This window comes from Bacillus sp. TH25 (assembly GCF_016650935.1).
Taxonomy (GTDB): domain Bacteria; phylum Bacillota; class Bacilli; order Bacillales; family Bacillaceae_G; genus Bacillus_A; species Bacillus_A mycoides.
In genome coordinates, this window is the sequence record NZ_JAEKEU010000022.1 from 16704 (window position 1) to 28304 (window position 11601).

Below are 11601 nucleotides of genomic sequence, written 5' to 3' on the forward strand. Positions count from 1 at the left end.
TTAATAAAATGAAAACAAGGGAAATTTTTGAAAAAATATATTTTATATTCATACTAAAATCACATAGTTTTTAGTATAGAAAGGAGATTCAAAATTTGAATAAGAATTTAACCAAAATTACATTAATAAGCGGTCTCGCTCTCATACTTTATCATTTTTTCAAATGGTATTTAGTTGAATTCCTTACCCCATTTGTTATGCCATTTCTTTCAATAATAGTTCATGGATTGTTTTTCTTAATATTAATTTTCACAATCATACATCTTATCAAATACAAAAATTGGAAACCGTTAATTATTCAATTAATCATAATAATTACTTGGATATGTATACCATTTAATGAGATTTATATAAATTTAGATTTTATTATCTATAAAGAAGACCGTGAAAAAGTTATAGCACTTATAGAACATAAAGAGTTAACTCCTAATGTTCATTATGATAGTAGACAAATTCATTTACCTAAACAGTTTGCATCCACTTCCAAAAACGGTGGGGATGTAATTATTCAACAAAATAAAAATGGTATTTCTGTTTTCTTTTTTACTTATCGTGGTATATTAGATAATTTTTCAGGATTTATTTATACACCAAATGATACTAGACCAAACAAATACGACTTTAATAATGAATATAAAGAAATCACAAAAATAGAAAAAACTGGTATTATGTCACATCATATTAAAGAACACAAAAATTTTCTTTTAATTATATTAAAAACATACCGTATTTATAGAAAGGGAATGCTTGTATACTATATACTGATCTGTACTGCATTCCCTAATTAGGCCCGAAACGGATTCTTGTCGTATTAGCTCATTCAAGGTGATGCAATTTTTTTACAAGCGATATATCTTTTTTATCATATACGTCGCTTTAACACCACTCAATATAGAGGTTGCTGTTTCAAATGACTCGAACCTTAACATAGGAGTAGCATCACACATCCATCAACTTAAGAATTTTCTCGTTTTGGATTATTTGTTTTTCTCAGCTTGATTGTGACAGGGCACTGCCAACAAAAAGCGATTTTCGTACGCTAAGCGATCTTTTATGTAAAAAAGCCGATTTCTTGTAATCTAAAGGATAATCGGCTTTTTACTATTCATTTATTTGTAGTAGTTGAAGAAGTTCTAAAGGTATAATCATATTAATTATTATCTATAAAGTGAAACTTTAATCAGAGGGGGTTTTTTCCATCCCCACTGATTATTAGCCTTCACCAATCGGGCTTTTACGGGCAGCCCGACTCCCACAAATAGCGGGATAAGAACGACTTAATCGTTACTTTTAACATAACATCATTTACAGAAAGAAGGAATGATTATCTTCATTAAAATACAAAATTGGTTTAACAATAAAAACAAGATTATAATAAATAAAAATTTATTGTTAAACGATAAATTTCATGTTAGATTAAATAGATAATTAATAAATGAGGTGCTTTATATGAAACAAGGATCAACACTCTTTTTAAAGACAGCTATTATTCTGATTGGAATCCCTGTTCTTGCTTTATGTATATTTTTAGTTCCTAACATAGGGAAATATGCAGCGGAATTGTTCCCGGATATTGCATTTATAAAATATCTTGTTTTAATCAATCTATATGCAACGGTGGTACCTTTTTATTTTGCTCTATATCAAGCCTTTAAACTTGTAAGCTTCATTGACAAGGGTAACGCTTTCTCGAAATTATCTGTTAGGGCTTTAAAAAAGATAAAAAACTGCGCAGTAACAATCAGTATTTTATATGTGGTAAGTATGCCACTCTTCTATCTTGTAGCAGAGAGAGATGACGCACCAGGTATTATTATACTTGGCATGCTCCTAATCTTTGCTTCAATGGTTATCGCAGTCTTTGCTGCCGTTCTCCAAAGACTTTTAAAAGATGCGATAGATATAAAATCAGAAAATGATTTAACGGTCTGAGGTGAATAACATGGCAATAATAATTAATATTGATGTAATGTTAGCTAAAAGAAAAATGAGTGTAACAGAGCTTTCGGAGAAGGTTGGAATTACAATGGCTAACCTTTCTATATTAAAAAATGGAAAAGCAAAAGCAATTAGAATTACAACTTTAGATGCTATTTGTAAAGCATTAGAATGCCAACCTGGGGATATTTTAGAATATCAACCTGAAGATACCGAATAAAAAAGAGTCCTTCTTGTATGAAGGACTCTTTTTATTGCTCATTACGGCGCAAAATTTATTTGACCAGTAAACAATAAGATAATCGCGATAATCCAAAATATAAAAAATGATGAGGACAGTATTAATGAAATAATAGCTATCCCCTTCTTCTCTGTTTTTTTCGTCATTGTGATTATTGAAAGTATAATACCTACCCCTGTCAGAGTAATCGTTACATAATCTCCAACTATATTTCCGGCATTCGCTATTCTCGTCGGAGTTATAAAAACGAATAAAAAACACATAATTCCGATGAGTAAAGATAAATAGCTTATTATACTGTACTTCTTTTTGGGAACTATTTCGGTTTTCATAATACCCACCCCTTTTATATAGCTATGTGTTCATATTAGCATGAATAACCATAATTTGGTTAAAATAAAAAAACAGATACAGTGGAAACTTCCACTGTATCTGTTTTTATTTAATATATAAACCTGCTATTTCTTCTTTAGCGTTATAAGTTATGATAAAGGTACGTTGTTCTTTACTATATTTTGCTACGAGAACAACTGTATATAAACCATCTTTTTCTTCAATCGACTTTTTTTCAATCTTTTCGAATGTACCAGATTTTTCAATTACAGGCGTAAGATCTTTCATTTTCGCCTCTGATAATGCAGTTTTCATCTTGCTATCAAATTTTTCATGCACTTCTTTATACTTAGCTTCATTTAGTAACGTTACAATCTCTTCCGCTTTCGGAATAAACTTTTTTGAAGTACTTTCATCTACTTTATTACCAGTACATGCTGCAAGTGCGAACGCCGCGATAGCACTTATAATAATGAGTACCATTCTTTTCATTTTAATACACCCTTTCTTTTTAAGATGAAGCTATAACTAAAAATAAGTACAGCACAAGTTGCTATTGAAACTTCTGACATAATGATCCCGCTTTTCCCTGGTACATATAGCGATATAATACCCGCTAATGCATTTGCAGTTCCATGTATGAGAATTGCATATACAACATAACGAAATTTCTTTTGGACGACAGCTTGCAATACAATGAATGACAGACCGACATGGATTAACATCGCAAAGATACGTTCCACTCCACCGACAAAATAACTATCCGTATTTCCGCTAACTGTTTGCGATAATAATAGAGATACTACTGGAATACCGACTATCAACACAGCTTCAATACCACCGTGCCCTACTCCGAATAAAAATCCAGATTGCCAATCTCGTTGTTTCATAAAATAACGCATTGCAATAAAACGAGCTATCTCTTCAAAAATACCAGCTGACAAACTAAGCATAATCACAAATAATATAGGCTGCATGACACTAAACATTGAAAAAGCTGTGCTATTTCCATTTAAATAATTCAGTATTGGTATACGGATTAAAATTTGTGATACAACAAATGCCAATACGCCTAGCATATACGGGATATAACGTTTCTTCCAAAAAGCATATAAAAGTGCAACAAGCGGTAACCCTATACTTATACACGCTGTAAAAATAAGACCATTCATCTCGTTTCACCTCTTACTTGAAGTGTATAAAAGTGAGTGAAGAAAGTATGTAGTTCTTTCTTATTCGGTGCCATTTTCATCATAGACGGTCATTTCATCTCTTTTAATATGAATGTTTGCGTGAAATAAGGACTTACATACGTTGTTTCTAACGTCGCATTATTCGTTTTATTCATAATACGTTTTAATGAGAATAACCCGTATCCTCTAGCCCCTTCTTTACTTGAATGGTTTTTCTCATAAATTTTTTGCAAATCAATCGCTTCATCCTTTGAACTATTACGCACAATAAAATATTGTCGTGAATCCATTTCAAAGAATGCGATTTGCAGTACCTTTTCCTCACTATGTACCGCTTCTTCAATTGCATTATCTAATAAGACTGAAATGATGCGAATAAAAGGAACTATAGGCATCGAAACCGTCGCTATTTTTTCCGGAATATCAAGCATTACTTTTATTTGTTGTTGCTGGGCAGTACCAACTTTCGCTCTCAATACACTTCTCACTTCAGGTATATGTATACGAGATAATTTCGCAATATCGAGTTCATGATCGTTTATTAATTTTAAAGTTGGAGTAATAACGTCATAATACACTTGAGCGATTTCATTCACATTTTTTGTACGTATTCCCGCCTCTAACGCAAGTAACACATTAATATAATCGTGGCGAAAACTAGCCAATTCATCATACATCGATTCTAATTTCTCAACATAATCGAGCAATTCTTTATCTAAACGTTTTTCATGCTCTTCCACTAACTTCTCTTTCGCCAAATGTGAACTTAGTAATACAATAAGTAGTAATATAAAAAACAATACAATTGCTGATATATAACTTAATTCACCATATTGTTGATTTAACTTTGCTAAAAAATCAGTGGATGGTCTAGTCAAAATTAGTTCAATAATAAACCCGACAATTAATAATATATAAGTTACATAGTATAGCGGACTACCTACTATATATTGAGCAATTTTTTGAATTCTTTTACGAGCTAATAGAATACCGATAAAAGTAAGTGTCGATACGATAAGATGAATAATGCTACCTGTCCATAAATATAAATTGAATGGCGTTAACATAAAGATTTTCATTCCTAAATCGAAAAGCAACATTTTCACTAACGTTATAATCACCATACTCACTAGTGCAAAATATAAATTATGCTTAAATTTCAATTCATTTTGCATTAATCCTAAACTTATTAGAAATAAAACAATGGTACTATTCAACTCTGGATATCTCGTTACTGTTACAACAATCGCGAGTAAAATAATGAATACCGCACTTAAAGTTATTAACATTCTAACTGACAATCTATTGTACCGAATTAATTGAATGTATAAAAACGTATGGCTCATACTAGTAAGCAGTATTGCAAATAAATCATAAATATACATTACATCTCACCCTTTAACATTTTACGTACTTTACTAACTAAACGGCGCGATACTGGAATTCGTTTCCCGCTTTTTAATATCATCATCTTTTGCTTTGCATCATAAGAAGACATTTGCGTAATATTCACGACATAGGATTGATGACAACGAAATAACCGTTCATCTACTATTTCAATCTCTTTTAATGTTCCATAAAAATAAACGATACGATCTAACATCACTAAAGCTAAACGATGTGGTTCATCGGTCATAATATATTCGACTGCATGAAATGGCACTCGCACAGTAGCATTACTATTTTCAACAATAAAATCATCCGTAGTTATAGCAGCCTTATTACGCGCCTCATATTGAAGCAAACATTGTTCAAAAACTTGATAGCGTTCTTCATAAGGCAAACCTTTATCAATAAATGTTAGCGCTGATACCATATATTGATACGAGATTGGTGCGAATTCAGAATGCGTTGTTACAAACACAATAATCCCTTGTGTATCATATTTACGAATCTCTTGTGCTACTTGCAACCCTTTACGTTCTTCTCTTTTAATCTCAATATCTAAAAAATATATCGGTACATGAGTCGCCCTTGGAATGTTTTTAATAATAGTTTCACTTTTACTAGTTACTTCGATAAAATCGTACGGCAACATATATTTCTCACAAATCTCTTCAACTAACCGTTTCATTTGCTGCGCTTGTATGACATCATCTTCTAAAATGAAAATACTCATATTATCACTCGCTTTATAGAAATCTTTTACTTACATAAAAAATAGCAAAAACACAATCTCCCATCTATAAATTCATCTATGGCTATATAATTCAAATTGTTATAAGAATCTCCTTCTATATAATTGAAAGAATTAATCCGCTTTAGCTTTTTATAAAACATAGAAAATAACCTCTACTTTTCGAGAAAACAGTAGAGGGTTATTCCAACTATTTATAAAGGAAGCTCCTTATTTCTATCAATAACTACCTTAAAAAACTCAGAGTAATGCGATAAAGAATAATCCGCTACATCACACTTCCCCTGAAACATACACGTGGAAATGCCTAATTCCTTTGCAGGTAATAAATCTAACTCTCTATCTCCAATTGCTAAATCAATATTGTGCATTTTATGTAAATGATCATAAGCTAAAGAGTTTGGTTTTCGAGGGAAACCATCGTCAATTGTAACCATATCGACGAAGTATTTGTCCCAGCCGTAATATTTTAAGATTCTCATAACTCCTGCCCTATGTTTATGTGTCATAATCACGTTTTTATGTGCAAATTTCAAAATCTCTTCGACATCTTCAAATGGTTTCATATCTTTTGGAGTAAACTTTTTCTTCAAAACCTTAATCTTTTCTTCCTGCGCACTTGAAATGTTGTAATACTGAATTGCGTGGGAATATGATATTTTTAAGTTTTTGTATATTTCTTGTTTATCTACTGCATCACCTAATATTTCAGAAAGCATCATTGTATATGCAGGATACGTATTAAATAACGTCCCATCAAAATCCCATAATATATTCATTTTATACACCTTCTATTTTGTACTTACTTACATTGTTACATATTTTGTATTACTAAATCCGCCCTATCCCTCGGTGATTCCGCTTCCCAATAATACTCCTCAGCTTTCCAATACCTACTTTGAAATTTTGAAAGATTCTTCTGCGTTTCTGGACTTTCACGTAGAAACCTTGTCTCTCTTGAACAATCCAAATACACCATATAATGAAAGAAATCTCTCCATTCTTTTCGCTGAAGAAAAACGCCTTCTATAATTATTACACCTACTAAAGGAAGCTGTATTTCTTTCATTTCACATGAGTCTGTTTCATCATGATAAAAAGGTAATTCTAATTCAATGTCGCTTTGCAACTTTTGAAAAAGGTTTCGCAGCAACCAATCGATATCCCATTGAAGGTTGTAGTATTCATACCACTCTTCAAATCCAGTATTATATCGCTCGTTACGCTCGGTAATGTGATCGTCAATATGAAAAATATGAAACGAGATTCCATTTCGTTTCATATTTTCTTCTAATTTTTTAACCAACGTTGTTTTACCCGAACGACTTAGTCCGTCTATACCTAGTATAAATCGCTCATCCTTTTGTTCCTTAATAACTTTCATTATTTCATTTGTGCTCATTACTTTCTCCAATCTTCTTTTAATAATGAATAAACGACCGTGTCATGAGCAACATCATTTTGAATCATATATTTCCGAAGTAATCCTTCTTCTTGAAACCCTGCTTTTTTTAATAAATTACGGGAAGCTTCATTTTCTATATATACGACAGCTGCAATTCTTATAAAGTGCAACGTTTCAAATCCGTAAGCTAACATTGCTTGCAGTGCTTCGGTTGCGTATCCTTGTCCCCAATATGTATCATCTAGCTCATAACCAATTTCAGCTCGTTTATGATGCTTGTTAATTAACTGAAACCCACACGTACCAATTAATTGATCCGTGCCTTTCTTCTCTATTCCCCAGCGAAATACGCTTCCCTCTTCATTACGCTTTCTAAACGTTTGAATAGTCGTTTTCGCTTGCTCAATATTTTCGAAAGAGTCCATTCCGAAATAACGAATAACGGATTCTTTTGAAAAATAATGGAACATCGCTTCTGCATCTAATAGTGTAAGTTCTCTTAATAGTAAACGTTCTGTTTCTAATTTTGGAAACCCCATCCTCTTTTTCTCCTTCTATTCTAATGAACTACAAATTTCAATATAATTACCGTCTGGATCGGCAATGTAAGCAATTGTTTGTCCCCACGGTTTTACGATTGGCTCAACTAGAACTTTCACCCCTTGTTCTTTTAATTTCTCAATCGTTTCCTTTACATCCTCTACAACAAACCCTAACTCAAAATGAGAAGATTGTAGTACACCTTCTGTAAGAGGTAGTCCCGTTAACTCCTTAACATCCTCTCGTGTATTCATCGCTAAAATTGTTGCTCCTGTTTCAAATTCAATATATGTACCGTGCTCTGCTCTTATTGGTAATCTTAAAATTTCTTTATAAAACTGAAGACATTGTTCAAACTTTTCAACATATAAAATAATGTATTTCATTTTTAAGTTCATACTTATTCCCCCTTTACCTTCACCTCTAAAAATTCGACAAATGTTTTTAAAAACCTTGTACCTTATAGAGATGAGCACAAAAAAATGAGGCCGATTTCTCGGCCCCCAGCTTATTGGCATAAAACAGGAGATTTGGTTTGGACATAACCAGTTCTTACATTTATTATATTTTATTTTTTCTGAATTTTAAATATAATAAACACCTATTTATATTGAGAAAGTTTTTTTACTTGCATAAAATCATACCGCTTAAGAAATGCTACAAATGGAGGTGTATACATATGGAACCAATGCTATGTCCAAGCTGTAAAACGAACCGAACGCGCTTTAATATTCTTGAGCAACAAGTAAAACCAGTAAAATTAAATCCGCAAACTGGTCAAGTAGAAGAAGAATACACAAATGAAACGATGAACGCTTTTCATATGGCTTATCAAGGACCTACTTACCGCGTCCAATGTGCTGTATGTGGGCTTGTTGAAAACCCAGAACAATTTATAAAACCTGCGCAAAATCAGTCTTTCTCTTAAACATTTCCCTACCCCCTATCAATTTTCTATAGGGGGTTTTTCCGTTTTACGTAAGCAAGGTGGACAATTGCTGTTTAATCAAAGGTTCCTAATTCATCTACATGTCTACTATTCATACACCGTCATATATTTTTCTTTTCCACACAAATATAGCGGCCCAATAGAATCAAAGAACAGCTAAGCCTTGCGACCCAAAGTAAGGAAAATTTGATGAAGCAACAACCTGCAACCTTACTAGACTACCATCACTTTGAATATTAAATACTGACACTGTGCCCTGATTTCCATTAAGGGTGTAAAAATGTCGTCCATCTTTACTCACTCCAACATCCATCGGAAGACCCGGTGCTGTCCCCGGCGGTGTACTAGTAATATGCCTTACTACTGACAGTACTCCATTGGGGGCGATTTGGTAGGTGGAGATGGTGCCACTTAAAGTGTTCGTAGTGTAGGCAAAACGTTCATCCTTCGTTGTTATAACCCAACAGGCAGTTTTATATCCGTTTTGTACAGAGCCGCTGATTACATGGAGAGTACCATCATTGCTCAATGAATAAGATGACAACGCATTTGAAACTGCTTCTGTAACTAAGAGAATTCCGGACGATAGAAAGTAAGCACCCAATGGGCCTTTACCGTAAGAATCATTAACAATTGGTCCTGTAACCGTACCATCTTTATTTACATGGAAGACACTGAGATGGTTTGATGTAAGCTCGGAGACAACAATTTTACTACCATCCGGGGTGAAGAGAACTTGTGCGGGCTGAGTATTAAAGGTACTGAGAGCATGAGTGGATCCTGGAATAGGTGTAAGGTTTCCCTTATCATCTATGTGAAATCCAGTAATATTTGATGCAAAATTGTTTGCAGCATTACCTACATTGGAGACATAGAGAAGATTATCATACACACCAATGCTATTGGGCTGAGCACCTCCTGATGGCTTTACATCCACGAAAGTCGGCACCCCGTTATCTGCTATGATAAAACTACTGATACTATGACTGCCTGCGTTAACTGCAAATAGGAAACGACCATCACGGGACAAAGTCAGAGAACCTTGTGATGCTAGAGGATCTATACCATCGTTTGCCGTTTCTGTAGAAACTTCCTTTATACCAGTACCTCTTCCGTAAGTTCGGTAAGAACCCACAAAGGTGAGCATTCCATTCGTATCCATATGAAAAGCAACAATGTGATTCATTACTTCATTATTAGTCATCATGTATACCATACTCGCACGAGCACGAAAATAATTGTTCATTCTCTGCATTTTATGACTCTCCTCCCTTCATAATTTTATATGGCCCTTTTGCCATTTAAATTCGCAAGAAAATGTAAATTGGTTTAACAACAAATGCTATTCACCTTGTAATTTCTTTAAGTGAAAACCTTAATAACTTCTGTGATGTTATTAACATAAATCTAAATTATTATCAAAAACGGTACTCAACAATCTGGTCCAATTATTTAATATCATAACTAGTGTTATTAAAACTACTTTATTATGTTTCAAATGACTTTATTGTTACTTAACAGCTACATCGTCATTTATGTTATTGCGGGGAATTTGTTACTTCTCTCATAGCTCTACACCTTAAGTATATAGTTCTTATTGTGTAAAAAAGAGTGAACAAAATAAAATTACATAAAAATGAAAGAAGATGATTCCCGTATAATATCTACGAAATCATCTTCTTTAAAAATCCACTCTTTATTATAATATTTCGCTTTTCAATTTCTTAATTTTCCAAGAGAGCCTTATAAAGAGATACATATACATACAACCAACAAACCCCAGCATAACTTTCGCCCAAATTGGCACTCTTGATTCTGTTGAACTTAAAAACGCGTTATACATTGAGGGTAATATAGTTATTGAAATAAATGCAAAAAATTGTAGTAATTCCTTCATTTTTTGTACCTTCGTCTCTTTTTCTGAGTAAATGTCAGGTAACTCATTTTCTTCTTCTACTTCTTTACAAAAATAATTCCATTTTGCAAAACTCGTTACATGTTTCCATCCACACATTTCATATATATCAATATATTCTTTTTGTTTTTCTTTTGAATCTTTATAATCCAATCTAAAATCCGCTTTATATACTACATCTTTCGGCTCCGTTTTCTTAAACGTATACATTATATTATATTTTTGTAATGCCCAGCCTTGTTGGTGCATATTCCGTAAAAAAGCTTCTTCTTTTTCTACGCTCCATACCGCGAAAGGTTTGAATATCTTCTTTGTCTCCATCTTCCATTCACTCCCCTAAAATACTATTCCCATTTTTAACCGAACGCTGTAATCTGTTGTACTCTAGTTCCAACACTTCTCTCCCAAACGGTGTTAACTCGTAGCACTTCTTTCTGTCAGTAGATGCTACTTCAACAATTAACTTTTCTTTCAATAACTTCGTCGTATTTCCGTATAAAGTACCAGGACCGAGCTTGACTTCCCCATTTGTCATCTCTTCTACCATTTGCATAATTCCATAACCATGCATTGGCTTCACTAGTGACAATAATATGTAATATGTCGCCTCAGTTAATGGAATATATTTTTGCGCTTTCCCATTCATTATAACTACCTCCGATACATCGCTTCATGATATATCGACTCACGATACATCATATAACGATATTGTATAATCATATTCCAAAATATGCAAGTGTAATATTAAAATTAAATATCTATTTCTTTGAATAAAAAAATCATACTAATTTTCTGAAAAATTTGTTAAAATATAGAAATATTAGCTCTTTTATAATGAAAGGAATGATACATATGATTCATAAATTAAAAGAAAATATAGGATCTGTGTTTGTTGGTAAGGGAAATGTTATTGATTTACTACTCGTTTCATTGCTTGCTGATGGACATGT

Annotated in this window: 15 protein-coding genes and 2 pseudogenes; 5 read left to right on the forward strand and 12 right to left on the reverse strand. The window is 32.9% G+C overall.

Annotated features, from left to right (window positions below):
* The first annotated feature begins 95 nt into the window (after positions 1–95).
* The 3 genes and pseudogenes from JFT89_RS13785 (at position 96) to JFT89_RS13795 (ending at position 2158) form a co-directional block, all read left to right on the forward strand.
* A pseudogene (locus JFT89_RS13785) lies at positions 96–685 on the forward strand (hypothetical protein).
* Between the two features lie 764 nt (positions 686–1449).
* The gene (locus JFT89_RS13790; protein ID WP_201040229.1) at positions 1450–1932 is read left to right on the forward strand and encodes a DUF2975 domain-containing protein; all 483 of its coding nucleotides are present in this window, start codon (positions 1450–1452) and stop codon (positions 1930–1932) included.
* Positions 1933–1942: 10 nt separating this feature from the next.
* Entirely contained in the window at positions 1943–2158 is a 216-nt protein-coding gene (locus tag JFT89_RS13795; protein WP_000974615.1) for a helix-turn-helix domain-containing protein, read from the forward strand.
* Positions 2159–2199: 41 nt separating this feature from the next.
* Here JFT89_RS13795 and JFT89_RS13800 read toward each other — a convergent pair whose 3' ends face one another.
* The 9 genes from JFT89_RS13800 to JFT89_RS13840 form a co-directional block, all read right to left on the reverse strand.
* Entirely contained in the window at positions 2200–2511 is a 312-nt protein-coding gene (locus tag JFT89_RS13800) for a hypothetical protein (RefSeq protein WP_002185556.1), read from the reverse strand.
* A gap of 106 nt (positions 2512–2617) precedes the next feature.
* The gene (locus JFT89_RS13805) at positions 2618–3004 is read right to left on the reverse strand and encodes a DUF3887 domain-containing protein (protein ID WP_201040230.1); all 387 of its coding nucleotides are present in this window, start codon (positions 3002–3004) and stop codon (positions 2618–2620) included.
* On the reverse strand, positions 3001–3684 hold the full coding sequence (locus tag JFT89_RS13810; RefSeq protein WP_002065982.1) for a YhfC family glutamic-type intramembrane protease: 684 nt from the start codon (positions 3682–3684) through the stop codon (positions 3001–3003). Before JFT89_RS13810 ends, JFT89_RS13805 begins: the two co-directional genes overlap by 4 nt.
* Before the next feature lie 89 nt (positions 3685–3773).
* Complete coding sequence (locus JFT89_RS13815) at positions 3774–5090, reverse strand: GHKL domain-containing protein (RefSeq protein ID WP_201040231.1); 1317 nt, start codon at positions 5088–5090, stop codon at positions 3774–3776.
* On the reverse strand, positions 5090–5824 hold the full coding sequence (locus JFT89_RS13820; RefSeq protein ID WP_002065980.1) for a response regulator transcription factor: 735 nt from the start codon (positions 5822–5824) through the stop codon (positions 5090–5092). The genes JFT89_RS13815 and JFT89_RS13820 overlap by 1 nt, the downstream gene beginning before the upstream one ends.
* 212 nt (positions 5825–6036) lie before the next feature.
* The gene (locus JFT89_RS13825) at positions 6037–6621 is read right to left on the reverse strand and encodes an HAD-IA family hydrolase (RefSeq protein WP_201040232.1); all 585 of its coding nucleotides are present in this window, start codon (positions 6619–6621) and stop codon (positions 6037–6039) included.
* Positions 6622–6656: 35 nt separating this feature from the next.
* A complete protein-coding gene (locus JFT89_RS13830) occupies positions 6657–7244 on the reverse strand; it encodes a kinase (RefSeq protein ID WP_201040233.1) in 588 nt (195 codons plus the stop codon).
* Entirely contained in the window at positions 7244–7786 is a 543-nt protein-coding gene (locus JFT89_RS13835) for a GNAT family N-acetyltransferase (RefSeq protein ID WP_201040234.1), read from the reverse strand. The genes JFT89_RS13830 and JFT89_RS13835 overlap by 1 nt, the downstream gene beginning before the upstream one ends.
* Before the next feature lie 15 nt (positions 7787–7801).
* Positions 7802–8185 carry a VOC family protein gene (locus JFT89_RS13840; RefSeq protein WP_002084828.1) on the reverse strand — a complete coding sequence of 128 codons (384 nt, stop codon included), beginning with the start codon at positions 8183–8185 and terminating at the stop codon, positions 7802–7804.
* 281 nt (positions 8186–8466) lie between these two features.
* Between JFT89_RS13840 and JFT89_RS13845 the strand changes: the two genes are divergently transcribed.
* Entirely contained in the window at positions 8467–8715 is a 249-nt protein-coding gene (locus JFT89_RS13845; RefSeq protein ID WP_000433610.1) for a hypothetical protein, read from the forward strand.
* 166 nt (positions 8716–8881) lie between these two features.
* On the opposite strand, the gene JFT89_RS13850 is transcribed toward JFT89_RS13845, so the two are convergent.
* The 3 genes from JFT89_RS13850 to JFT89_RS13860 form a co-directional block, all read right to left on the reverse strand.
* On the reverse strand, positions 8882–9991 hold the full coding sequence (locus JFT89_RS13850) for a lactonase family protein (protein ID WP_201040235.1): 1110 nt from the start codon (positions 9989–9991) through the stop codon (positions 8882–8884).
* 444 nt (positions 9992–10435) lie between these two features.
* On the reverse strand, positions 10436–10972 hold the full coding sequence (locus JFT89_RS13855; protein WP_002013538.1) for a DUF2812 domain-containing protein: 537 nt from the start codon (positions 10970–10972) through the stop codon (positions 10436–10438).
* A 7-nt stretch (positions 10973–10979) separates the two neighbouring features.
* Positions 10980–11297, reverse strand: a complete 318-nt coding sequence (locus JFT89_RS13860) for a PadR family transcriptional regulator (RefSeq protein WP_001013434.1) — start codon at positions 11295–11297, stop codon at positions 10980–10982.
* 188 nt (positions 11298–11485) lie between these two features.
* On the opposite strand from JFT89_RS13860, the pseudogene JFT89_RS13865 reads away from it, so the two are divergent.
* A pseudogene (locus JFT89_RS13865) lies at positions 11486–11601 on the forward strand (AAA family ATPase); the annotation flags it as partial.